23 protein-coding genes are annotated in these 22,953 nt (G+C 47.5%); 11 read left to right on the top strand and 12 right to left on the bottom strand.

Annotated elements, in window-relative coordinates; all coding sequences use genetic code 11:
* Positions 1–81: 81 nt before the first annotated feature.
* The 10 genes from SPI9445_RS0100390 to SPI9445_RS23725 form a co-directional block, all read right to left on the bottom strand.
* The gene (locus tag SPI9445_RS0100390) at positions 82–591 is read right to left on the bottom strand and encodes a PIN domain-containing protein (protein ID WP_017302730.1); all 510 of its coding nucleotides are present in this window, start codon (positions 589–591) and stop codon (positions 82–84) included.
* Positions 588–872 (bottom strand): UPF0175 family protein, encoded by a 285-nt coding sequence (locus tag SPI9445_RS0100385; RefSeq protein WP_017302729.1) that lies wholly within the window; start codon positions 870–872, stop codon positions 588–590. The genes SPI9445_RS0100390 and SPI9445_RS0100385 overlap by 4 nt, the downstream gene beginning before the upstream one ends.
* Positions 873–1,029: 157 nt before the next feature.
* Positions 1,030–1,284: a type II toxin-antitoxin system Phd/YefM family antitoxin gene (locus SPI9445_RS0100375; protein ID WP_017302727.1), complete on the bottom strand. Its 255-nt coding sequence runs from the start codon at positions 1,282–1,284 to the stop codon at positions 1,030–1,032.
* 9 nt (positions 1,285–1,293) lie between these two features.
* Positions 1,294–1,875 carry an acyltransferase gene (locus SPI9445_RS0100370; protein WP_017302726.1) on the bottom strand — a complete coding sequence of 194 codons (582 nt, stop codon included), beginning with the start codon at positions 1,873–1,875 and terminating at the stop codon, positions 1,294–1,296.
* 18 nt (positions 1,876–1,893) lie between these two features.
* Positions 1,894–2,331, bottom strand: a complete 438-nt coding sequence (locus tag SPI9445_RS0100365) for a DUF29 domain-containing protein (RefSeq protein WP_026079426.1) — start codon at positions 2,329–2,331, stop codon at positions 1,894–1,896.
* 11 nt (positions 2,332–2,342) lie between these two features.
* Positions 2,343–2,795 carry a DUF29 domain-containing protein gene (locus SPI9445_RS0100360; RefSeq protein ID WP_017302724.1) on the bottom strand — a complete coding sequence of 151 codons (453 nt, stop codon included), beginning with the start codon at positions 2,793–2,795 and terminating at the stop codon, positions 2,343–2,345.
* A 167-nt stretch (positions 2,796–2,962) separates the two neighbouring features.
* Entirely contained in the window at positions 2,963–3,445 is a 483-nt protein-coding gene (locus SPI9445_RS0100355; protein ID WP_017302723.1) for a DUF29 domain-containing protein, read from the bottom strand.
* Between the two features lie 26 nt (positions 3,446–3,471).
* On the bottom strand, positions 3,472–3,894 hold the full coding sequence (locus SPI9445_RS0100350) for a hypothetical protein (protein ID WP_026079424.1): 423 nt from the start codon (positions 3,892–3,894) through the stop codon (positions 3,472–3,474).
* A gap of 210 nt (positions 3,895–4,104) precedes the next feature.
* Positions 4,105–5,292 carry an RNA-guided endonuclease InsQ/TnpB family protein gene (locus SPI9445_RS0100345; protein WP_026079423.1) on the bottom strand — a complete coding sequence of 396 codons (1,188 nt, stop codon included), beginning with the start codon at positions 5,290–5,292 and terminating at the stop codon, positions 4,105–4,107.
* A 133-nt stretch (positions 5,293–5,425) separates the two neighbouring features.
* Entirely contained in the window at positions 5,426–5,662 is a 237-nt protein-coding gene (locus SPI9445_RS23725) for a DUF29 domain-containing protein (RefSeq protein WP_017302721.1), read from the bottom strand.
* An 80-nt stretch (positions 5,663–5,742) separates the two neighbouring features.
* Between SPI9445_RS23725 and SPI9445_RS0100335 the strand changes: the two genes are divergently transcribed.
* A complete protein-coding gene (locus SPI9445_RS0100335; protein WP_017302720.1) occupies positions 5,743–6,633 on the top strand; it encodes a hypothetical protein in 891 nt (296 codons plus the stop codon).
* A gap of 58 nt (positions 6,634–6,691) precedes the next feature.
* Positions 6,692–8,887: a nucleoside-diphosphate sugar epimerase/dehydratase gene (locus SPI9445_RS31550; RefSeq protein WP_017302719.1), complete on the top strand. Its 2,196-nt coding sequence runs from the start codon at positions 6,692–6,694 to the stop codon at positions 8,885–8,887.
* A 179-nt stretch (positions 8,888–9,066) separates the two neighbouring features.
* On the opposite strand, the gene SPI9445_RS31805 is transcribed toward SPI9445_RS31550, so the two are convergent.
* Positions 9,067–9,333: a zinc ribbon domain-containing protein gene (locus SPI9445_RS31805; RefSeq protein ID WP_017302718.1), complete on the bottom strand. Its 267-nt coding sequence runs from the start codon at positions 9,331–9,333 to the stop codon at positions 9,067–9,069.
* A gap of 38 nt (positions 9,334–9,371) precedes the next feature.
* Between SPI9445_RS31805 and SPI9445_RS0100320 the strand changes: the two genes are divergently transcribed.
* The 9 genes from SPI9445_RS0100320 (at position 9,372) to SPI9445_RS0100280 (ending at position 20,943) form a co-directional block, all read left to right on the top strand.
* Positions 9,372–10,337, top strand: coding sequence for a tyrosine-type recombinase/integrase (locus tag SPI9445_RS0100320; RefSeq protein WP_033373891.1), 966 nt, complete (start codon positions 9,372–9,374; stop codon positions 10,335–10,337).
* Positions 10,338–10,439: 102 nt separating this feature from the next.
* Positions 10,440–11,567: a glycosyltransferase gene (locus SPI9445_RS0100315; protein WP_017302716.1), complete on the top strand. Its 1,128-nt coding sequence runs from the start codon at positions 10,440–10,442 to the stop codon at positions 11,565–11,567.
* Entirely contained in the window at positions 11,545–12,726 is a 1,182-nt protein-coding gene (locus SPI9445_RS0100310; protein ID WP_017302715.1) for a glycosyltransferase, read from the top strand. Before SPI9445_RS0100315 ends, SPI9445_RS0100310 begins: the two co-directional genes overlap by 23 nt.
* Positions 12,727–12,945: 219 nt before the next feature.
* Entirely contained in the window at positions 12,946–13,968 is a 1,023-nt protein-coding gene (locus SPI9445_RS0100305; protein ID WP_017302714.1) for a glycosyltransferase family 2 protein, read from the top strand.
* Between the two features lie 221 nt (positions 13,969–14,189).
* Positions 14,190–15,554, top strand: coding sequence for a hypothetical protein (locus SPI9445_RS0100300; protein ID WP_017302713.1), 1,365 nt, complete (start codon positions 14,190–14,192; stop codon positions 15,552–15,554).
* A gap of 380 nt (positions 15,555–15,934) precedes the next feature.
* Complete coding sequence (locus SPI9445_RS0100295; RefSeq protein ID WP_017302712.1) at positions 15,935–17,242, top strand: glycosyltransferase; 1,308 nt, start codon at positions 15,935–15,937, stop codon at positions 17,240–17,242.
* A gap of 58 nt (positions 17,243–17,300) precedes the next feature.
* The gene (locus SPI9445_RS0100290) at positions 17,301–18,164 is read left to right on the top strand and encodes a class I SAM-dependent methyltransferase (RefSeq protein ID WP_017302711.1); all 864 of its coding nucleotides are present in this window, start codon (positions 17,301–17,303) and stop codon (positions 18,162–18,164) included.
* A 320-nt stretch (positions 18,165–18,484) separates the two neighbouring features.
* The gene (locus SPI9445_RS0100285; RefSeq protein ID WP_017302710.1) at positions 18,485–19,657 is read left to right on the top strand and encodes a glycosyltransferase family 4 protein; all 1,173 of its coding nucleotides are present in this window, start codon (positions 18,485–18,487) and stop codon (positions 19,655–19,657) included.
* Entirely contained in the window at positions 19,636–20,943 is a 1,308-nt protein-coding gene (locus tag SPI9445_RS0100280) for a glycosyltransferase family 4 protein (protein ID WP_033373889.1), read from the top strand. The genes SPI9445_RS0100285 and SPI9445_RS0100280 overlap by 22 nt, the downstream gene beginning before the upstream one ends.
* Here the strand turns inward: SPI9445_RS0100280 and SPI9445_RS23715 are convergent.
* On the bottom strand, positions 20,917–22,695 hold the full coding sequence (locus SPI9445_RS23715) for a polysaccharide biosynthesis/export family protein (RefSeq protein WP_237747904.1): 1,779 nt from the start codon (positions 22,693–22,695) through the stop codon (positions 20,917–20,919). The two genes, SPI9445_RS0100280 and SPI9445_RS23715, sit on opposite strands and share 27 nt — an antisense overlap.
* Positions 22,696–22,953: the final 258 nt, after the last annotated feature.

Below are 22,953 nucleotides of genomic sequence, written 5' to 3'. Positions count from 1 at the left end.
GAAAACCATCAGATGTTCGCGAAAACCCCTGCCATCATTCCTACAACGGCATCCCACAAACAAGTGTGGATAAAATCTTTTTCATCCCTCCTCACCAGCAATCTGTCGAGCCGTTTCATACAAATCCTGGCTCATCCGAAACCCTGAAGCTACCAAAGCATTAAGTAGAGGGGTTACTTCCAGAATCAAGCCTTGTGTTTTTGCAGCCACCAATGTTCCCACTGTACCGCTGGTAGTGATTCCTTCTGCCTCAGCGACTCTTCGGCCCCTAGCTTCATCGATTAATAGCAAATCGGCATTTAGCTCAAGAGCTAAAACAACTGCTTCACTTTCCCCCGCATCTAACCGCCCTCTGAGAAGCTGAACCGCAGCTAGATTAGACACATCCACGCTACGAATCCAAGTGGCTTCTCTAACTTCCTCAATTCCGGGGCGATTTTTCTCTATTTCCGCTGAGTCTTGACCAACCCTCGTCACCTCCTCTCGAACTGCTGCAGGAATCCATAACTTTTCATACAGAGAATGTAACAGTTCAAACTCTCCAATCTTCGCTAAAGCGATTAAAGGGCTAGAATTGGAAACCACAATCATTTCTGGTGATCACCCAAAAGTTTTTTTAAATTCGCCACCTCAGCCACCAACTCTTCTGGAGTTTCATTAAAATAAGGAATATTATGCTTTGCCAAAAGCTGAATAAAATCCCATTTAGTCTTCCCTACTAACTCTCCCCCTTTCCCAGAGGAAATTAACCCTTCTCGAAATAACTCCAGGGCTATCAATTCTCGAAGACGGCTTGACAAACTCGTTTCGGGGACATCAAGCACCCCAAGTAAATCACGGGGCAAGTTTAAGCTAACGGTTAATTCTTGCATAATTTTCAGAATTTTTATGTTAATTCTATGACTCTAGCATTTCCATTGCTAATGGATTCTGCTATGGCAAAAAAAGCAGTTAATTGCCCCTTGAATTTCATCTTTGATTTGCTCGTACAAAGATAGTCCGACCAAGATGCTTCGGTAAAAGCAATTTTCATTCATCAACCAATTCTCTAACAAATTTTTTACCTTCCTTGGCTTGTTTGATTGATTTTAATAGATGTTCCGCATTAGCTGGATTGGATAATAAATAGAGTGTTTCTTGCCAAGAGTTTAATTCATCCAATGGCATTAAAACTGCTTGTCTACCTTGCTCATTCGATAAAATAGTTGGTTCGACATCAAGGATTACCTGCTCGATGATTTCATCTAACTGTTGCTTGGCTTGCTTACTGGTAATTGCTTTCATTTGTGAACTTCACCCCAGTTTCTGTACAGAGTCCCTTGAAACTTTCTGATATTTCACCCCTTGTGAATCAACCGCCAAACCATCCGCATCAAACTCTAACACATCCCCATAGGCACTCATCCAACCCATAATTTTCGCGGGAACCCCAGCCACCATTGCATAAGCAGGCACATCCTTCGTCACCACCGCCCCCGCCGCTACAAACGCCCCTTCATGGAGCGTCACCCCACAAACAATCGTCGCATTCGCCCCAATACTCGCCCCCCGCTTCACCAAAGTTCGTAAATAATCATCACTGGTATTGCGGGGAAACTCACAACGGGGCGTTTTCACATTGGTAAACACCATCGAAGGACCACAAAATACATAATCCTCCAGAATTACCCCTTCATACAAAGAAACATTATTTTGAATTTTACAACCATTGCCAATTACCACATGATTGGCCACCAAAACATTTTGACCCAAAGAACAGTTCTCACCAATCTTCGCCTTTCCCATCACATGGGAAAAATGCCAAACTTTTGTCCCTTTGCCAATTTCTGCTCCTTGATCAACATAAGCAGACTCATGCACAAAATAATCAACCACCCAACGCCTCCTCAATTCTCACTCTGGGAGAAACCGCCGATCCAAAATTTCATCTATGGTCCAAGGACAACTTGAAGGAAAGATGGTTTCAATAAGTCCTGTTTCCTGACAAGCCGCTTCAACTGCTTTAGGATAGACGATACTGAGTCCCTGCTCCAACTTCCCCCGTAAGCTCGGACTATCCAACAACAACGCCTCAATTGCATCCCGTTGATGGTCAATCGTCGCCAGCCCACTTTTACTTTGCTTATCTGGCTGATATTGCCATTTCAACAAGTGCATCACCAAAACCTGTAAACGACTGCGAAGTTGACGAAGATCACGCTTCCCCATACTTTCCAACTCTTCAGCAATATGCTCCGCATCAATTTCAGTAAGCTGTCCACCCCGCAATAATTCTACATTTTTAGTAATCCAAGCATAAAAATCTAAATCATATTCTGCTTTAAGATTCATTTCACTTTTCACTAAGGCAACCATTCAGGAGAGAGAATTTCTGCTAAAGAATACGGGCAATGGTCTGGGAATATGTGTGGAGATAGCTGAGATTTGCGAATCGCATTTTTTCTAGCTTTTTGATAAAGCTTATCTAGGACTTGGACACAATAGTTATAGAGAACTTTAGACTCAAAGAGCAAATCTAATTCTAATCTAAAGTTATCAATTTCTGTTTCCCATCCCTTGCCCGACCACTCTTTTTCCGATTCCCAGTAATCATAAAGCAGCAGATGTATTAAAAGCCTTAACAAATAACTTTCCACTTTATGTCTTTGCTCATTTCCCAAAGCCGCTATTTCCTCAATTAAATGCTCCCAATCAACGTTTTCTAGCTCTCGATTTTGCAACTGCTTCAGAGTAATGCTTAACCATTCAGCATAATCTTGTTCATAAATTTGGGAAATAACATTTACGGATGGCATTTTCTTTCCTTCTTGGTCAAAGAGTTAGCCTAAGTTCAATGACTTGGGAGCAAAAAACTATCTGGATTCGGTCATTTCATTACGATTAAAGCCTCCAGTCCTAAAATTTAATGCGGTGCTTGTATCATTGACTCCTTCGTTACTGCTGCTCAGTCGCTTAAAACTGGCTAAAAAAGCTCAGGAAAAAATTGTTCATCTAACAACTCTTCCCAAACATAAGGACAGACATCAGGAAAAACATTTTCCTCCAGAAAAGTCTCCTTACTAGCACCCTTCCGACCATACTTATATCCTTTCGCCACCACCTCTTCCCGACGAGAGACTAACCCCGGATTATCCTCCAAAATCCGCTCTATCTTAATCCGTTGCTTATCAATAGAATGCCGCCAACTGGGAGAACGATATTGTGGCTGATACTGCCACTTTAATAAATGTAACGTTAACTGTTCTAGAGCAGAAACCAACGCCCGATATTCACTACGACCCAAATCTTCGATTTCCTCAATCACATTTGACCAATCTACCTGGTCAAATTTCCTATCCCGTAGTAACTCAGCTTGTTGACAAGACCAACTATAGAAATCCCTTTCATACAGATTCTCGCCAATCACCACCGCCCCCTTTAACAAAAATGTTGCGGAATTCCCCATCCTCGCCAACGGCTGGGTGGGGTAGTTCACGCCATCATCCCAAAATCTCGAACCCCTGAATTCGCTCGGGCTTGCCGCCGCGTAAACTCACCCACCGAAGGATTCCCGTGGGGGTCAATCACCCCCGTTGCCTGCATCCACAACTCCCTCGGAGCCAACTGCACCTCATAAGCCCGCTCCCCCACCTTCCGCACATAATACCAGCGCGTCTCCTGACACTCCTGACACCAAAACGCCTCCAACCATTCCCCCACCAAGGGAACCGCCGTGTGAGTCGCCACCAAAAGCAACGCCGATAAACGACTAATACCCCGAGATTGTAACGTCCCCGCAGACTCCGTATAAAGGGTATATTTCTGACTCACACTATCCAAATAACAACCATGCTCCGGACAAAAAATTGCCCGCCGCTTCGACCGTTTCCGATTTCGGACACACCTATCCTGCACTTCGACCTCCGAATTCACTCCTCAAATCTGGCAAAACACCTTATTTCAAGGCAAGAAGGCTGCGGTGAAGGGACTGAGATCCGAAGACCGTCAAAGCCCACTTCTAAAAGTTTCTTCATAAATTGTTATCCCGTAACATACACCAAGATTCCCCATTTGTGGAAAGTTTCCTTGACACTCCCCGCGAATCACGCGACGGGGATTCTTGGTTCATCGACCAGACTTAACTGAGCAGGATTGCTCCAACCCAGCCAGAGGCCCAATCTCCCCAAGCGTATAACTTCCCGTGTGCCCCACGGTAGTTAGTCCCAGGCGCAGGATGTTGATGGCAGCATTCACATCTCGGTCAGCCTCATAGCCGCAATGGGGACAGTGATGAGTTCTGACTGAGAGTGCCTTCTGGACTCGTTTACCGCAGTTTGAGCAATTTTGGCTCGTATAGTGGGGAGGAACGGCCACCGTTACCTTCCCGTACTTCCTGCCAAAATACTCCAACCAACGGCGAAACGTTGACCATCCTGCATCACTAATCGACTTAGCCAGATGCCGATTGCGAACCAACCCTTTTACATTCAAATCTTCGTAAGCGACCAAATCGTTAGATTGGATGACGCAGTAGGCGATTCTCTTCACCCACTCATTACGCTGCCTACTTACCCTTAAATGCTTCCGGGCGTATCGATTCCTAGCCTTGTGATAGTTCCTCGACTGGGGTTTTGCCCCCTTGCGGTACTTTCTGGACTTCTGCCGATTGGCTCTGTTCAACCGCCTTTCAGACTTACGATAGAACTGTGGTGCTTCCACCACACTGCCATCACTGGCAGCGATAAAATACCGTAACCCTAGGTCAAGGCCCAGGGTTTTTTGACTCGGCTCACTCTGCACCTGAACATCAACCTGGATGCAGAACTGAACGTAGTAGCCATCGGCACGACGGACTAAGCGAACTCGCTTAATTAGGGATTCGTCATAGCGTGCCAGATCGTAGGTTCCAATCAACCGCAATTCCCCAATTCCGAAGCCATCGGTAAACTTGATGCGCTTCGGTTCAAGCAACTTCCACCCAGAGGTTTTGTACTCCACCGAGCGGGAATGCTTCTTGAATCTGGGGAATCCTGCGGGCTTGACTTTCTTTTTGCAGTTGTTGTAGAACCGACTGATTGAACTCCAAGCTCGTTCTGCTGCTGCTTGACGAGCCATGGAATTGAGCTTTTTGGCAAAGGGAAACTCCTCAGCCAACACTTTGCAGAGTTGGCTAAGGTCGTATTTACCCACTCCCCGGTTGTCCATCCAATGGCGCACAGCTTTGTTACGGACAAACTGAGCCGTCCGTATAGCGTCGTCTATAGCGGTAGCCTGGGCAGGCTTTACCCGTGCTTTGAACTCAAGTACAATCATTTCCTTATACTAGCATATCTGGCGTAAGAATGCGGCTAAAGCCGCCGTTGCTTTTCATCCCTGGGCTAAAGCCACAGGGCTTTCAAGCTATTGTCTATTCACGTAAAAAACTCTGGTGATGCAGCAGAAATCCTCATTCTATGAAGCTCTCCCACCTGGCGTGGGGGAGTGCGTCGCTCTTTTTGTTCAAGAGGTGAGCCATTAACTGCATCAACCGTGTCTCTAATTGGTCGTAATGTCGATTGCCCAAATCCTCTAACTCCTCAACCAAATGGGCAACATCCAACTGCTCAAAGCGTCCCTCGCGGAGTAAATTGGCTTGATTGAATGCCCAGCTATAATAATCCTGCTCATAAAGAATTTGCCCCATCTTCTCACCCTCCCGAGATTGCGCTACAATGCGGCCTGATACACCCAAACCCCAATTCCCCCAAAATATCCCCAAAAAGCATGGAGAAAGAACAAACCCCACCACTCACTCATCCCCAACCCCAACCCGTCTTGATTGACGACACCGACGAAATTTCCCTCGTGGATATTATCCGCTTCTTTATACGACAGTGGAAATTGATCAGCCTCTCCACCCTCACCATCTCCCTCTTGGCCGTAGCTTACTCCTTCCTGCAACCCAAACCCCCCTATCAAAAAACTGTCACCCTTTCCCTCAGATTTAATCCCTTCTTCCTCACAGATCGCAGTTCAGTCCCCAGTTCAGTCCCCAGACTGGATATCAACCGAGCCAATACATTAACCACTGAACTCTTGCAGACTCAAACCCCCGAATCCTTCAGCCTGCAATCGAATTACGATACAACCAGCCAGAAAATTACTCTCACCCTAAAATCGGACGATAACAGCACCCTCGAAGCAGCCCCCTCCGTCGTCCTTGAGCAACTCAACGAAGACCTACAAGAGGTTTTAAAAACCGATATCCAAGCCAGTTTAGGAGAAATCACCCTCTACATTGAACGACTGGAAAAAGTCATCACCCGACTAGAAGAACAACTTGCTCAAACCAACCCCACCGATTCCCCACGGCAAGAAGCCCTTCAATCGGAACGAGCTTCCCAATTAGCCAGCCTTACCGCCTTTCAATTTGACCAAGCTTTCTTACAACAAAGTTTAGACAATCCAGCCCCCTTTACACAGCAAGTTCTCCCCATCACCGTCCTGAGTGAGTCCCCCATCACACAACCCTCTCGCTCCCGTTTACAACTGATTATCTTGTCCCTCATTGCCGGATTCATGGTGGCCGTCCTCGCCGCCATTATCCTTGAACAAATTCCTCGCCTTCAAGCTGAACTCGCCCAAGTTGAACCGGATAAGACCGGAAAAGCTTAGAAACGTTGAATATGATACAGTTTCTGGCAAACAGAAATCTCCCTCTGGAAGCTCCCTAATGTCCAAGCGCTTGCCCTCCTTTTACCGATTCGCCCAATTGGGTCTTGATGGCTTCATTGCGGGTTCAGTCTGCCTCCTCGCCTTCATCATCCGCTTTGAGGGCGAGATTTACCCCCCCCATGAAACAATAGCTTGGCTGCTCCCCCTCCTAGCCATTCCGGGTCGGTTATTGATTCAAGCTGGATTTGGTCTATATCAACAAGTCTGGCGCTTATTTGGTCTGCGGGACTTTATTCGGCTTCTGAATGCGGTGAGTTTCTACTCCCTGCTGGTTCTGGTCATCACTCGCCTCCTCCTCCCTCGCTTCACTCCCTTTGCGGGCATTCCTTTAGGAGTAGCGGCCATTGATTGGAGTTTCTGCTTAATGGGGATGGTGGCGGTGCGCTATGCCCGACGGCGCTCCATTCAACAACCGTTGTGGCGCAAATCGAGGCATTTAGTCCCCCCCAAACGGGTCCTACTCCTAGGGGCTGGTATGGCCGGTTCCCTGATAGTCCAAGAAGTACGACAAAACCCCCATCTCAACTTGCAGATTGTGGGGTTTTTAGACGATGACCCGACTAAGATGGGGCGGAGAGTCGAGGGGATTAAGGTTTTGGGGCGCACCAGTCAACTTTTGGCGATCGCACAACACCATCAAATTCAAGAAATCCTCATCGCCATGCCCTCGGCCAGTGCCGAACAAATTCGTCGCATTGTCAACCTCACCAGTGGCACCACCCTCAAACTCAAAATCCTACCCGGACAGGCCGAACTCTTACAAGACCGTTCCCTCACCCCCCAAGCCCGAGACATCCAGATTCAAGATATCTTGGGACGCGCTGAAATCCGCCTCGATTTCTCCCAACCCTTTAACAACCAATTCCCCTCAGCCAGTGAACAAATTTACCAACGCTCTATCCTAGTCACCGGTGCCGGGGGTACTATTGGTTCAGAAATCTGTCGTCAATTAGCCCGTTTACAGCCCCAGCACCTGCTTCTCCTCGGTCGAGGGGAAAATAGTATCTTTCTCATCGAACAGGAGCTAAAACGGACATTTCCCCATCTCACCACCACACCCATTATTGCCGATATTCGCCACAAGACCCGCCTTGAACAAGTCTTTCAAACCTGGCGACCCCAAATTGTCTTCCATGCCGCCGCCCATAAGCACGTCCCCTTAATGCAGCATAACCCCAGCGAAGCCCTCGAAAATAATACCCTCGCCTCCGCCCAACTCGCCCAACTGGCCGCCCGTTTTGGGGTGCAAACCTTCGTGATGATCTCCACCGACAAAGCCGTAGACCCCTGTAACTTCATGGGACTCAGTAAACGTCTGGCGGAATTATTCGTCAAGGGAGTCACTCAACAAATTTCCCCCCTGCCGTCCGCCAAGACACCCCCCTCCCTAGAGAAGCCATTCTTAGCCCCATCCGCCCCCCCGTCAATCAGTCCCCCCCCCTCTCCTCTCAACATTCAACCCGACGTCACTTCAACTCCCCTCAGTAACCACCGCCCCACACCATTGCTACACAACGTTTCACAAACGGATAATCCCTCCCTGACAGAGAACAAGGCAGTCAACTCCGGACATCCCACAAAACCCGAGAGTCCTAGCCCTGAATCGACCGCCAACACCCGCTTTCTCGTCGTGCGCTTTGGCAATGTCCTCGGCAGTCGGGGCAGTGTCGTTCCCATCTTCCAGGCCCAAATTGCCCGAGGCGGCCCTGTAACCGTCACCGATGCCGCCATGACCCGTTACTTCATGACCACCCCCGAAGCCTCCCAATTGGTCATTCAGAGCCTTGCCGTAGGTCAATCCGGTCAGACCCTGATCTTAGATATGGGAACTCCCGTGCGAATTTATGACCTAGCCGAACAAATGATTCAACTAGCCGGTTTTACCCCAGGGGAGGATATTGCCATCCAAATTACTGGACTGCGACCGGGGGAGAAACTCCACGAATCCCTCATCTGTAGCAGCGAACAGACCGGACAGACCGAACACCCCAAAATTATGGCCGTCTTAGGTCAAGTGCCGACCTTAGCAGTTTGGGAACAGGCGATCGCCCAACTCCAGACCGCCCTCCAGCAAAACCTGACCCCCGATGAATTATGGCAAATCGCCCAAGAGTGTCAACAGATTTTAGAACAGAACTCGCAAATCGCCCCTTCCGGTAGAATTGAGAAAGAAAAGTGGGATTATCACACTTAATTAACTTTTGAGGGGTTCAGATTAGCAGTAAGCTTACCCTGATCTAAAGAGACGGGGCTTTCGCCCTAGTTTCCGAAGTCCGACAACAACCAAAGTTGTCCCTCTAATTGACAAACGAAAACCGAGCGTTCGGGACAGCTTACAGATGCCCCCAAAGAAGCGATATTCATCCCCCCATTTCAATCCGCGTCAATCTCGAAACCACAATGCCCACACTTGAAAACCTTACCCTTCCGATAAAATTTCCCCCGCTCCGGGTGAATATGGTGGCATCGAGCGCACGTCTGGCTCCTGTAGCGCGGATCAACAAGAATCACGTTAACCCACGCTTGAAACCTCGATTCCTTCCAGGAGAGCCTTCTCAGGAGCCTTTTCGCTCCCTTGGTGCGTTTGGCTTGAATCGAGGCTCTGGTACGGACGAAACGGCGTCGATTTTCCTCTGCCATTTGAAAATGGCAGTTTCCCATCTCCCGGAGGATTTTACATGACCCAAAACAAACTGACACAGCTCAGTCACGGTTTTCTCCGACGACGAAATCGAGACCTAGTAGCGGAGTTGTTGGCAGGTAAGCGATCACCGAATACCTGTCGGGCGTATCTTAAGGATTTAAAGGACTTTTTTCAGACTATGGCAGGGGAGGAGTTATCCGAAGAGTTAATTCTTCAGTTTCTCCAGTTAGACCGCTTTAGTGCACTATCCATTGCGTTAGAGTATAAGGCTTCTATGATTCAACGGGGATTGGCGGAAGCCACGGTGAATCGACGTTTATCAGCCTTGCGGAGTTTGGTCAATTACGCCCATCAGGTAGGCTGTTGTGACTGGACGTTGGTGGGGGTACGAGGGGAAAGAGTGACGAAGTATCGCGATACTACGGGAATTAGTCCTGAGCAGTTTAAACAAATGCTCCAGCAGTGTGACCGCTCCTCGATCCGAGGCAAGCGGGATTACGCGATGTTATGTTTATTGTGGGACAATGCCCTCCGACGGGGGGAGTTGGTGAATACCGAAGTACGGGATTTTGATCCCGAAGGTAAACAGTTGATGATTTTGAGCAAGGGGAGGGGAACTCAACGGGAGTGTATTGCGTTAACACCTTCGACAATTGCAGCGATTGAAGACTGGTTAGCAACTCGCGGGGAAACTCGACCCCAAGACCCGTTGTTTAGTTCCCTCAATCGATCGACAGTGGGACAGCGCTTACATCCGGCCTCGCTTGAACGCATTGTTCGTGTGATTGCGCAACAAGCGGGAATTCCCAAGCGAATCAGTCCCAATCGCATCCGCCATGCTAGTATTACAACCTTTTTAGATGCCTCGGGAGGCAATGTTCGGGCAGCCCAACGCCTGAGTCGTCATTTGAACTTAGATACGCTACAAATCTATGATGATAATCGCACCAATATTCAACGGGATGCTTCAACAGTGTTGGCAACGCTACGCGAAGATTGATCAATCAATTACCCCATCCACAAGGGGATACGGTTTCCTAGAGATCTGTTGACTCCTCCCTGCTCTGAAGAGACAGGGTTTCCAAAGTCCCGGAGGTTCTTGATGAAAAATGTGATTATTTTTAGTAGTTTATTACTTCCCTCTTCTCAAACTTTTATTCGCGACCCGGTGGAACAGTTTCAAGAGTTCAAGGGGTATTATGTGGGGTCACGACGGGTGGAGGGGTTAGAATTACCGGAGGAGCGGACTTGGGTAGTCAATCAAGGGGGACTAGGGGGTAAACTCCAAGAACAACTCTTTAAACTCACCGGATTTGCGCCTCAACTCTACTCCCAAATCCGCGCCCTTGACCCGGTACTCATTCATGCTCAATTTGGACTCAGTGGCACTTTAGCCCTACCTTGGGCAAAATCCCTCAAAATTCCCCTAATTGTCCATTATCGGGGCGCAGATGCCACAATCAGAGCGGATTGCGCCCGCTATACCTCCCTCAATCACTGGCTCTATTTTCAACGCCTACCCCAACTCCAGCGAGACAGTCACCTTTTCCTCACGGTCTGTCAATTCCTACACCAAAAGCTGTTAGAACAAGGTTTTCCCCCCGAAAAAATCATCACCCACTATCACGGGGTTGATATCGAGAAATTTAGCCCCAATCCTCAGATTCCCCGTAGGCCGATTGTTTTATTTGTGGGTCGTTTAACCGAAAAAAAAGGGGTTAAATTTCTCATACTCGCCATGAGCGACGTTCAAAGGCAATTACCCGATGTGGAATTAGTGATGATTGGGGATGGCCCCCTGAGAACTGACCTAGAAACCCTTGCCCAGCAATGCTTAAAACGGTATCAATTTCTAGGGGTTCAACCCCCAAGTGTGGTCAAAGCTTGGATGAATCAAGCCCACGTATTAGCGGCTCCAAGCATTACTTCCCCAGAAGGAGACTCGGAAGGATTACCCAATGTCATTTTAGAAGCCCAAGCTATGGGACTCCCGGTGGTTAGTACCTATCACGCTGGCATTCCCGAAGCGGTTCTGCACGAAAAAACGGGATTTCTCACGGCAGAACAAGACAGTCAGGAACTGGGAGGATACATTTTAGAACTATTCAAAAATCCCGACTTATGGCAACAGTTTAGCCAAGGGGGACGAGAACAGATGGTGAGGCATTTTAACCGAGCGCAACAAACCCGCCGTTTAGAAGAAATTTATGAGAATCTTAATCGTCCATAACTTATATCGGATTCGAGGGGGGGAAGATGAATCCTCAGCCGCAGAAGAACGGTTATTACGTGGAGGGGGAGAATTCGTCGAGTCTTACCAAGAAACCAATGATGAAGAACGGATGAAGGCTTTCAATTCCCTGCAATTAGCGGGTCGCACGATTTGGTCTGGGGAGTCTTATCAGATTGTGCGGGATAAAATCCGCCAGCACCAGATTGATGTAGTTCACGTTCAAAACTTTTTCCCCCTAATTTCCCCCTCGGTTTATTATGCGGCCAAGGCGGAAGGAGTCCCCGTAGTCCAAAGTCTGAGAAATTACCGTCTCCTTTGCCCCAATGGGCTATTTTTCCGCCAAGGTCAAGTGTGTGAAGACTGTTTGGGTCAGTTGATTCCTTACCCCGGTATTGTTCACGCTTGCTACCGGGATAACCGTCTGGCCACTGGGGTAACGGCCGCGATGATCACCACCCATCGCCTTTTACAAACTTGGTCTAAACAGGTGAATCAGTTTATTGCCTTAAGTCAATTTGCCCGCGATAAGTTTATTGAGGCCGGTTTACCGGGGGAGAAAATCGTCGTGAAGCCCAATTTTGTCGCTCCTGACCCCGGGGCGGGTCAAGGCCAGGGGGGCTATGGGTTATATGTGGGGCGGTTATCGGTGGAAAAGGGATTAGATGTTTTATTGGCGGCGTGGGAAAAGTTAGGGAAGCGGGTACCCTTGAAAATTGTGGGGGACGGTCCCCTACAAGATTGGGTGGTTCAGGCCACGGAACGTTTTCCCCATATTGAGTGGTTAGGCAGACGGCCCCTTGCGGAGGTTTACGAGTTAATGGGAGAGGCCTTGTTTTTAGTGTTTCCCTCCAAATGGTATGAAACCTTTGGTCGGGTAGCGGTGGAAGCGTTTGCTAAAGGAACTCCGGTGATAGCGTCGGATATTGGGGCGATCGCGGAATTAGTCCAAGATGAGGTGACAGGCTTGAAATTCCGCCCCGGTGATAGTTCAGATTTAGCGAGTAAAGTTAATCATGCGATCGCCCATCCCCACCTCCTCCACTCCATGCGAAACCACGCCCGAGCCGAATTTTTGCAAAAATATACAGCCGAACAAAACTATGAGCAGCTAAAAACGATTTATCTGAAAGTTCAAGGAACAGGAAATCGGGAATAAGTCTTAATTCCTCGTCTCCCTTCCCCCTGCGCCCCAGTATCCTTTGTTTGAACCAGCACCTTAGCCATTTCGATGTCGGGATAAGGTTATCTGTGAGGTACTTTGATTGTGTGTCGATTTCGGGGGCATCGTAGCAGATAACTGCGAAGCCGTACCCCACTCAATCGATGCTCCTATCCCTCCCCAGGCACAAGGCACTGGGGTTTCCCGGAGGTCTTTATGAAGCCTGTTCACTCGTCTGATTACACCCAAAATCTAGCGCTGTCTACCCCTGAACTCTCCATTGTTGTCCCCATTTACAACGAAGTGGAAAGCCTCCCTCAGCTGCTAGAGGCGATCGCCCAAAGTCTCCACAACACCGGATTGACCTACGAACTGATCTGCGTAGACGACGGATCTCAAGACGGTTCGGGTGAATGGCTCAAAACCCACTCCCGACAATTTCCCCAACTCCGAGCCATCCTACTCCGTCGAAACTACGGTCAAACCGCCGCCATGTCGGCCGGATTTCATCATGCTCAAGGACAAGTCATAATTACCCTCGATGGCGACCTCCAAAACGACCCAGCCGATATTCCCCGACTCCTCGCCAAACTCAACGAAGGCTATGATCTCGTCAGTGGATGGCGTGAGAAACGTCAGGATGCCGCCTTGACCCGCCTCCTCCCCTCCAAAATAGCCAACTGGCTCATCGGGAAAATTATCGGTGTTAAACTCCATGATTACGGCTGTTCCCTCAAAGCCTATCGAGCCGAAATCGCCGCCGACCTTAACCTTTACGGAGAACTCCACCGCTTCCTCCCCGCCCTCGCCTTTATCGAAGGCGCTCGTATTACTGAACTCCCCGTCAGCCATCACCCTCGCCAACATGGACGCAGCAAATACGGCCTAGGACGCACGCTGCGGGTCATGATGGATCTGTTTACCGTCTACTTCATGAAGAAGTTTTTGACCCGTCCTATGCACGTTTTTGGGCTATTAGGGATTGTTTCTAGCCTACTCGGGATCATCCTCGCCAGTTACCTCACCGTCCTTAAGCTAGGTTTGGGTCAAGATATTGGCGATCGCCCCCTACTCATCTTCGCCGTCCTACTCCTCCTCACAGGTCTTCAACTCTTCAGCTTTGGACTCCTTGCCGAATTAATGATGCGCACCTACCATGAGTCTCAAGATCGACCAATTTACCGAGTTAGAGAAATCATTCAACAGCACCCTCTCCCATCCTCCCGACGCAGACCCTAGTGAGGACTTGCTGAATTACTCTAATCGTAAGGCGAGGGAACAGGGGGAGTCGGAAAAAAGCAAGCCTTTGTAATTATTTATCCCTAAAACCTTGCCGTTTCTCGCTCCCAATCGAAAGTCCTAGTAACAGGGCTTAGAAGGATGTTCCGCAAACCTGAATTAGTAATTTTGCTCTAGTCCCACCTGTGCGGCGAGGTGGGGGTTTCCACAAGGAGTTTTTGATGAATCCTCGCTTAAATCAACTCTATGAAGCACAATTTTCAGAAGAAGAGAATAGAGGGTATATTCAAACTTCTACGCTCATTCTCCTAGCCTTTGCCAGTGCCTATTTTTCCCGAGTTCTAGATACCCTAGGTTTCCCCTCCTTTATTAACTTTGCCCACTTTGCTACCATTCCCTTAGCTTGTTGGATTGCCTTAACTAAAAGTCGTTCCAAAGATCCGCAGCAATTAACTACTTCTTGGATGCTTTTTGCAGGCTTATTTATATTTCTTTGGGTTATGTTTGCTAGTGCTTTACTCAACGATGCTGGCATTATTAATGTTATTGTTAACTTCCTACTTTTTGGAGAACCCTTTATCCTAGCCCTAACAATGACCTGTGTTCCCATGAATCCAGAGCGTGTTTCTTGGTTCAGAAAGTGGGTGATTCGTTTCGGCTTTTGTAATCTCATCTGGGCAACCGCCCAATATATTCTATTTGTCCAATTAAAAATGCACCCCAAATATTGGAATCCTGACTATATTCAAGGAATCTTCTACGAATCTGGAGCAGGCCATGTCGTTGGCTCATCTGTTGCCTTAACCTTTGGTCTGTATTATTGGGTCAGTGAAAAAAATGCTCCCCTATGGAAAAGAATACTACCCCTAGTCTGGGGATTTTGGCAAATGCTAGTATCTGATAGCAAACAAGTGATGCTATTTCTATTTATGGGAGCAGGCTTATTAATTATGACTAAATTCGCCAGTATTGTTGAAGCTATTAAATGGTTAATCGGAGGATTTTTAGCCGCTTACGGATTATTATTTTGCGCCCAAAATATTCCCGCTTGTTCGGCTTTTAACACTTGGGCAAGACCCGAAATTTATGGCCCTGATGGAGAAGCCACCTTACTCAAAACGGCTTCCATTCGCATCATTTCTTCTCACATGACTACCCCCTTACATCATTTATTCGGTTTAGGACCAGGGCATACCGTGGGACGTTTAGGAGGGTGGATGATTCGAGAATATGAACATCTCTTAGGTCCATTAGGTGTTACTTCTCACCCAGCCACTTTTGAGACATGGCAAGCGGTGATGAACAGTTGGTTAGGAGATCAATCTAGTATGTTTTCTCCCCTTTGGGGGTGGGCTGGAATTTGGGGAGATACAGGTTGGTTAGGATTGGCTAGTTACTTATTTTTAGGCTATGTGGTCTGGGCTTATCTTTGTAAAGATGATTTTTGCCGATTTACTATTTTATCTGTTGCCTCCTGTGGGTTCATTTTTTCCCAAATGGAAGAACCGGGCTATACTCTTTTTATTACTATGATTATTATGATTCGTTGGCATGAACATCGGGCGAAAGAGCAACTAAACATTTAATCTGAGATAGGTTTCCCCATCCAAGCAGAGGCTAGTCTCTCTAGAGACGTTACTTTCCCTGCGCCCCAAAGTAGTTGACAATCCCCTGCCTAAAGGCGAATGTATTTTTCATTCATAGACCCAAATTTTTGGGTAAATTTTGCCCACATACACCGCAAATAGGTTAGGCTTAGAAAATATCCTAGGTTCTACTGAATATCTCTCTAAGCCGTGTTATTAGGACTTTTAGCCGTTTTAAGAGCGAGAAACTGCTAGGTTTTAGGGATAAATTATCAAAAAGGCTTGCCTTTTTCCGATTCCCCCTGTTCCCTGTTTCCTGTTTCCTAGCCCCACGAGTAAAGTTATTCAGCAAGCTCTATCCTATTTTAACTCAAATCGTAATGTCCCAATTCTTGAATTCGTCTTTACAGGATTTTCAGACCAGTATCATGTTGTTTGACCTTTCTATCCGAGGTCATCATCCCAATTATATTCGTCATCTCATCAGCTACTGGTTAGCTCAAAATACGGTCAATTTTCTTTATCTTGTGGTATCTCCCCGTTTCTTAACAGAACATCCTGAAGTCGTTCAATTAGCGGATGGTGCTGATTCAATTGAGTTTGTAGCCATTACTTCAGAAGAAGAAACCGCTTTAGCTTCTCGTCAGTCTAAATGGGGTCGCCAACGGCGAAATTTTCAGGAATGGCGACTCTTACAACGCTATGCTAAACAACTGCAAGTCAAGCATTGTGTAATTCTCTATTTAGATACCTATATTTTACCTTTAGCCTTGGGATTAGATTCTTTTTGTTCTCTTTCTGGCATCTATTTCCGTCCTCGTTTTCACTATCCCCAGTGGTCTGATTCTCCTTTAACACTTCGTGAGTCTCTACAACTCTCTTGGGAAAAATGGCTATTATTTCGGGTTCTAAGTCAAGCCAAGTTCACAAAACTTTTAAGTTTAGATCCCTTCGTTTTAGATTCTATTCGCCAGTGGTCATCTTCTCATAAAATTGTCCACGTTCCTGACCCCGTAGAAGAAATCCCCCCTGTCACGGTACAACGAGAGGTGTTTTGTCAATCGCGGGGAATAGATTCTCAACGGCAGATTTTCTTGCTATTTGGGGCGTTGAACGAGAGAAAAGGGGTTTATCCTTTGTTAGAGGCGATCGCACAACTCCCAGATCATTTAGCACAAAAACTCTGTTTATTCTTAGTGGGAGAGTCTAACATTGCTGATGATCTCAACCCTAAAATTGACAATCTCTGTCAAAACCACCCCGTCCAAATTGTCCGACACTACCAATTTATCCCTCACTTTGAAGTTTCCCAATATTTCCAACTCGCCGATGTTATTTTAGCCCCCTATCAGCGTCATGTGGGAATGAGTGGAATTTTGCTCCTTGCGGCCGCTACTCAAAAACCTGTTCTCAGTTCTAATTATGGCCTAATGGGTCAAATGGTTCAACGCTATGAATTAGGATTAACTATAGATAGTAGTCAACCAAGTGCAATTGCTCAAGGATTTACTCAATTTTTAACCGATTCCTCTCCACCAAATCGTTCCCCCGGACTACCCAACGCTACGGGAACACAAAATCACCCCCAAAGAGCAAAAATCTGGGGAAATCCCAGTAAAATGGCAGACCTAGCACGTCAACATTCCCCTGAACGCTTTGCAGCTACTGTTTTTCATCAACTTTTCTAAAGTTGAGGGACTCTGGGAGAAAACCTTGATTAGAATAAAGCAAATTGAGGTGACTGGTATGAGCTTAAAAATTAAAATCCCCCTGAAAGAGCAACGAACCCTTGAGCAAATTACTGAACACTATTTAATTGAAAAACAATTAGCTCAGAAATTACTAAGTTCCACCATTGAACAGCGACAACAAGAGCATTTATATACTCAGTTATATGATGAACTTTTTCAAAAAGTACCTCATCACTCTTTATTAACTCGTAAAGTGACCGAGGAGAATCAATCCATTTGGCAAAACCAGTTAAAAATCATTACTGAGTTTTTAACGCCCCAGACGGTCTTTTTAGAAGTCGGTCCAGGGCGTTGTGACTTTTCGAGGGAAGTCTCTAAATTGGTGCAGAAAGTTTATGCTGTTGATGTTTCTCCAGAGTTAACCAAGGATTTACAACTCCCCGATAATGTTGAGGTGATCATTTCTGATGGTTGTACGATTCCTGTTCCTGACCAAAGTATTGACTTGATTTATAGTAATCAGTTAATGGAACATTTACATCCTGATGATGCTATTGCCCAATTAGAGAATATTTGTAAAGCCCTTAAACCCGGTGGGCGTTATGTTTGTATTACCCCCCATGCTTTATCCGGTCCCCATGATATTTCTAAGTATTTTGATGAAGTTGCTACGGGTTTTCATCTCAAAGAGTATAAAATTTCGGAACTGGCTAAATTATTCCGTGCGGCAGGGTTTTCTAAAGTCTTTTTGCGGAAGGTTTCGTCTAAATTAACCTTGCAGATTCCTCTCATTTTCCCCGTTCAGTGGATGATTGAAATTGCAGAAAGTTTGTTAGGTTTTTTACCTTATAATCAACGTCGTTTGATAGCAGAAAAGTCTCTAATCTTTAGATCAATTACTTTAGTTGGAGTACGGTGATACAACCTTGACAAGTTTTGACTCACTCGTTAGAAATCAAGGGAACAAGGAATCGGGGGGAGTCATAAGGCAATAATTCTTAATTTCCCGACTCTTCTCTCTTCCCCGACTTCTGACTCCCCATTCCCCAACTCTCGGACTTATTCAACAAGGCCTAAATAGTGTTTTCCAATTTGTGAAACCCTATACTGCTGAATATCCCTCTAAGCAGTATTACTAGGACTTTCGATTAGGAGCGAGAAACTGCAAGGTTTTAGGGATAAATAATCAAAAAGGCTTGCTTTTTTCGACTCCTGTTCCCCGTTCCCTGTTCCCTATCTATGAAAAACTTGCGGATTGCTTGGTTATTAACTTCTGCCTTCTACTATTGGCAACCCACCATGAAGAGTCTCAGTCAACTCTTTCCTCAAACCACGGTGTTCACCAGTCGCTGGCATGGTTATGCACCGGGATTAGAAAATAGCTTTCAGGTGGAAATAGTAGGAGAACGAAAAATTGTCGCCTTATCCGCATCTAAACAAAGTTATGGCGATAACTTTACTTATCTCCCCTTGGGAATTATTAAACCCCTAATCACTTTTACACCCGATGTTATTTTTTCCAATTCTTTTGGAATGTGGACGCTGTTAGTCTTACTGCTAAAACCTATCATAAGATGGCGAGTTGTAATTGCTTATGAGGGAAGTTCTCCGGGAGTAGATTATCGTCATTCGACTCCCCGTTTGGCACTGCGTCGCCTGATGGTTCGTTGGGCTGATGCTTGTATTAGTAATAGTCACCGAGGAGGGGATTATTTAAAAACTTGCTTAAATTGTCCCCCGCAAAACTTGTTTGTTCATCCCTATGAAGTGCCGCTTCCCCATGTTTTAACGGTTGAAAATCAAACCTTTGAACAGGATTTTAAGAATAAGGTACACCCCCCTTTAAAAAAGACCTCAGATTGTGTTTTCCTGTTCGTTGGCGGCATTATTCCCCGCAAAGGGTTAAATTTCCTGTTAGAAGCTTGTCATCAGTTAGAGAGCCAAGGTAAGTGCAATTATGAACTGTGGGTGGTGGGGGATGGTGGGCAGAAAGCGGAATTAGAACAATGGAGTGAGGCGCAAGGATTAACGGAACGGATTCGTTGGTGGGGTCGTGTAGACTATGGAGAATTGGGGTCTTATTTTCATCAAGCCGATGTGTTTGTTTTTCCCACCTTAGAGGATACTTGGGGGATGGTGGTTTTAGAGGCTTTGGTCTGTGGAAAACCCGTTTTGTGTTCCCAATGGGCAGGAGCTTGTGAATTAATTCAAGAGGGCAAAAATGGCTCTGTTTTTGACCCCAGAGCAACGGATATTTTAGCCCAGAAAATGGCTCTATTTTTGGAACAACCCAGTCTGGCGGCTACTTGGGGAGAGCAGGCTAAGATCCTCATGGAACAATATAGCCCAGAACAAGCTGCCCAATTTCTAAGTCGTGTCGCTGAAACTCTATGTCTACCTCCAGACCATTGAAAATTCTGCTCTCTGCCTATGCTTGTCGCCCCGGAGAGGGGTCAGAACCTGCCATTGGTTGGAATTTAGCTCAAGGGTTAGTCCAACAGCATCAGGTGTGGATTCTGACGCGGGAAAGCAATCGTCCGGCGATTACGGCCGCTTTGGAGGAGCAGCCTTGTCCGGGTTTGACGGTGTTATATTGTGATCTCCCTCCCTTCCTCCAACCGCTTCAATTACAACGGAAGCTGGTTCATTTGCATTATTACTACTGGCAAATTCTGGCCTATCAGCAGGTGCGCCAACTCTACTCCCAAGTGGGTTGGGATTGTATTCATCATGTTACCTATGTGAAGTATTGGAGTCCCAGCTTTTTGGCCTTGTTACCTGTGCCGTTTATTTGGGGGCCAGTGGGTGGGGGTGAGGTGACTCCGGCGGGTTTTCGGTCTACGTTTAGTCTACGGGGTCAATTTTATGAACTGTTGCGAGATGTTGCCCGTGGCCTGGGAGAATTAGACCCTTTTGTTAAATTAACCGCCCAGCGCAGTGAAATAGCGTTTGCGACGACGGAACAAACTGCCCAACGTCTACGCGCTTTAGGGGCGAAACGGGTGGAAGTTCTCTCCCAGTTGGCGTTATCTGGGGCTGAGTTTGAACTAAGGGAACGGGGGGTTGAGGAATCTGGGGGGCGGGTTATCCTCAGTATTGGTCGTTTGTTGCACTGGAAGGGCTTTCATTTAGGGCTAGAAGCGTTTGCTAGAGCGGATATTCCTGAGACTATTGAATATTGGCTGATTGGGGAGGGACCGGAGAAAGAGCGCCTACTCACCTTAGCCCACACTTTTGGTTTAGGGGAACGGGTTAAATTCTGCGGGAAACTCCCCCGAGGGGAAGTTCTCTCACTGCTTCAGCAGGGATTGGCTCTGCTTCACCCCAGTTTGCATGAGTCGGGGGGGATGGTTTGTTTAGAAGCAATGGCGGTGGGGTGTCCGGTGATTTGCTTGGATTTAGGGGGGCCAGGTTTATTGGTGACACCGGAGACGGGGTATAAAATTCCGGCTGTTTCTCCAAGGCAGGCGATCGCGGATCTAGCCCAAGCTATTACAACAGTCGCCCAAAACCCCCAGCAGCGTCAAGCCCTAGGAGAAGCAGCCCAGCAACGGGTTCAAAGAGACTACACCATGCAGGCTAAACTCGCCCAATTCAATTGCTACGCAACGCTTCGCGTTTGCTGCGCAACGCTGCGCGAACGCGGAGCGTCACGAAGTGAACACACGGCCCTAGTTGAAAATATTAAAAATCCGTAGGGGAAAGAGAAATAACCCCAACGTCTGATCCAACGGGCGGGTAATTTCCGATAAGGTATCCGAAATGCTGGCCAGTGTAGAACGACGGACTAAAATCACATCATTATTGCGCAGGGCGGGGTTGTTGTCGTCGTTAATGGGAGCGCCAAAATCAATGTCAATGGTGCGCCGCGTGACAGTCCCGTTGGGATTTAACCGCACTAATTCCACAGAACGGGTGTGCGCTCTTATATTAAACCCTCCCGCTTCGACAATGGCCTGATTTAAGGGGGTATTGGGGGGGATTCTCAAGGCCCCATTGCCCCGAATTTCCCCCACAACACGCACGCCAATGGTATCGGGGGAGAAACTCGCCTCGGCGATTTGAATGGCTTCTTCGGGGTTTAATTCTGGGGCAAGGGGAACAAAAACGGTGTCCCCTTCTTGGAGGACGACATCCTGTAAGGAATCTCCAGCCCGTAGTAATTCCCAGAGATTCACCTCGACAATCCGTTCCTCTTCTAAGTTGGTGCGTCGCCGAATCTGGATGCGGCGGATATCCGCTTGGGGTTTAATTCCCCCGGCCACCTGAATCGCCCGCGTGACGGTGGGAGGAACTCCACTCATACCTCCTCCTCCGGGGAGTCCGGCTGCCCCAGTACGGGCTGCCCCGGTGACGGTGTAGGGGCCGGGGCGAAAGACTTCCCCAATCACTACGATGTTTAGGGGGCGTTCAGCGTTGGCGTTAAAGCTAATAGTGGGAATGCGGGACATTTGGGCTAAGTTGGTTTCGCTGACGGTGGGGAGAAAGATCGTATCACCATCCCGCAGGGTGGGGTCATTGGCGCGGTTTCCCTGTTGTACAAAGTCCCACAAATCGGCGCGAATAATTTTGTCGGGGGCATTCCGTTGAGGACGACGGATTTCTACAGCGCCCAGGTCAGCCAGTTGGGTAATCCCTCCGGCCGTGTTGAGGGCTTGGGTGAGGGTGGGGAATAATGACCCTTGACGTTCCATAGTATAAGAACCGGGACGGTTGACTTCTCCGGCTAAACTGACGCGCACGGAACGGGTGTTGAGGAGACGGACGGTCACTTGGGGCGATCGCAGGATACGGCGATTTTCGTAGGCGTTGGCGATCGCCCGACTCGCTTCTTCTAGGGTCATTCCTTGCAGGGAAAGAGATCCCACTTGGGGTAAGTTGACCATGCCATTAACGAGAATTTCGTGCTGTCCACTGTATTGGGGAACCTGGAAAATTTCAATGCTGATCTGATCTCCTGCTCCTAATGTGTAGGGATCTTCAGCGTGGGGGGGGGTGGGTACGGGGTCGTTGGTGAGAGGAAAGGCCTGAACCGTTGCACGAGGGCGTTCCAACAGGGTGACACTCACCGGGGGATTATCTAACAGTTGGGCGCTTTGATAGACTTGGGCGATCGCTTCCTCGACCTGTTCAAGGGTCATGCCTAAGATAAATAGGTTGCCTATGCCAATGAGTTCAATACTACCCATTGGTTGAAGAATAGCTTCAGTGCTATATTGGGGTGCAGTTAAGAATTGAATACCTAGGCGATCTCCCACTCCGACCCGTAATTCTGAGGTCGCTTGGCTCATCAGGAATTGTGGGGGGGCGAATTCCTTAAAAAGGGAACGGGGAACGGGGAACGGGGAACAGGGGAGAGTTTGCCCCCCATTTGCTACGCAACGTTTCACGAACAAACTATCCCCCAGAAGGGAGGCTAGGGTGGAATTAGACCCACTGGAATTGAGCATAATCCATCCACCTACTGTTAAAATGGATATCTTAAAAAAGTAGTTCATACGGTCTTTGGCAATGGCTGACATCCTCCCGCCGCTCAATCAAAGATTAGAGTGCGAGCCTTCTTTCGAGGTGCTTCCTAGTAACAAAAAATTTACTCAAAGCTAAGATAAATATATCTTGACCACTAACTCCCAAAGCGAAAACCAAGCTAAAAAGGGCTGTGTTGCCAGAGAAAACTTGGGTCTTAGGAACTAGGACTTCTGCCTGGG

The sequence above is a fragment of the Spirulina subsalsa PCC 9445 genome (assembly GCF_000314005.1).
Classification (GTDB): domain Bacteria; phylum Cyanobacteriota; class Cyanobacteriia; order Cyanobacteriales; family Spirulinaceae; genus Spirulina_A; species Spirulina_A subsalsa.
The sequence above is the reverse complement of the archived record's forward strand: the minus strand, read 5'-3'. Positions and strand labels throughout refer to the sequence as shown.

Excerpts from the sequence above, each read along its gene's own strand:
- SPI9445_RS0100390 (WP_017302730.1), bottom strand. The coding sequence starts at position 591 with ATGATTGTGGTTTCCAATTCTAGCCCTTTAATCGCTTTAGCGAAGATT.
- SPI9445_RS0100385 (WP_017302729.1), bottom strand. The coding sequence starts at position 872 with ATGCAAGAATTAACCGTTAGCTTAAACTTGCCCCGTGATTTACTTGGG.
- SPI9445_RS0100375 (WP_017302727.1), bottom strand. The coding sequence starts at position 1,284 with ATGAAAGCAATTACCAGTAAGCAAGCCAAGCAACAGTTAGATGAAATC.
- SPI9445_RS0100365 (WP_026079426.1), bottom strand. The coding sequence starts at position 2,331 with ATGAATCTTAAAGCAGAATATGATTTAGATTTTTATGCTTGGATTACT.
- SPI9445_RS0100360 (WP_017302724.1), bottom strand. The coding sequence starts at position 2,795 with ATGCCATCCGTAAATGTTATTTCCCAAATTTATGAACAAGATTATGCT.
- SPI9445_RS0100355 (WP_017302723.1), bottom strand. The coding sequence starts at position 3,445 with ATGGGGAATTCCGCAACATTTTTGTTAAAGGGGGCGGTGGTGATTGGC.
- SPI9445_RS0100345 (WP_026079423.1), bottom strand. The coding sequence starts at position 5,292 with ATGATTGTACTTGAGTTCAAAGCACGGGTAAAGCCTGCCCAGGCTACC.
- SPI9445_RS23725 (WP_017302721.1), bottom strand. The coding sequence starts at position 5,662 with ATGGGGCAAATTCTTTATGAGCAGGATTATTATAGCTGGGCATTCAAT.
- SPI9445_RS0100335 (WP_017302720.1), top strand. The coding sequence starts at position 5,743 with ATGGAGAAAGAACAAACCCCACCACTCACTCATCCCCAACCCCAACCC.
- SPI9445_RS31550 (WP_017302719.1), top strand. The coding sequence starts at position 6,692 with ATGTCCAAGCGCTTGCCCTCCTTTTACCGATTCGCCCAATTGGGTCTT.
- SPI9445_RS31805 (WP_017302718.1), bottom strand. The coding sequence starts at position 9,333 with ATGGCAGAGGAAAATCGACGCCGTTTCGTCCGTACCAGAGCCTCGATT.
- SPI9445_RS0100320 (WP_033373891.1), top strand. The coding sequence starts at position 9,372 with ATGACCCAAAACAAACTGACACAGCTCAGTCACGGTTTTCTCCGACGA.
- SPI9445_RS0100315 (WP_017302716.1), top strand. The coding sequence starts at position 10,440 with ATGAAAAATGTGATTATTTTTAGTAGTTTATTACTTCCCTCTTCTCAA.
- SPI9445_RS0100310 (WP_017302715.1), top strand. The coding sequence starts at position 11,545 with ATGAGAATCTTAATCGTCCATAACTTATATCGGATTCGAGGGGGGGAA.
- SPI9445_RS0100305 (WP_017302714.1), top strand. The coding sequence starts at position 12,946 with ATGAAGCCTGTTCACTCGTCTGATTACACCCAAAATCTAGCGCTGTCT.
- SPI9445_RS0100300 (WP_017302713.1), top strand. The coding sequence starts at position 14,190 with ATGAATCCTCGCTTAAATCAACTCTATGAAGCACAATTTTCAGAAGAA.
- SPI9445_RS0100295 (WP_017302712.1), top strand. The coding sequence starts at position 15,935 with ATGTCCCAATTCTTGAATTCGTCTTTACAGGATTTTCAGACCAGTATC.
- SPI9445_RS0100290 (WP_017302711.1), top strand. The coding sequence starts at position 17,301 with ATGAGCTTAAAAATTAAAATCCCCCTGAAAGAGCAACGAACCCTTGAG.
- SPI9445_RS0100285 (WP_017302710.1), top strand. The coding sequence starts at position 18,485 with ATGAAAAACTTGCGGATTGCTTGGTTATTAACTTCTGCCTTCTACTAT.
- SPI9445_RS0100280 (WP_033373889.1), top strand. The coding sequence starts at position 19,636 with ATGTCTACCTCCAGACCATTGAAAATTCTGCTCTCTGCCTATGCTTGT.
- SPI9445_RS23715 (WP_237747904.1), bottom strand. The coding sequence starts at position 22,695 with ATGCTCAATTCCAGTGGGTCTAATTCCACCCTAGCCTCCCTTCTGGGG.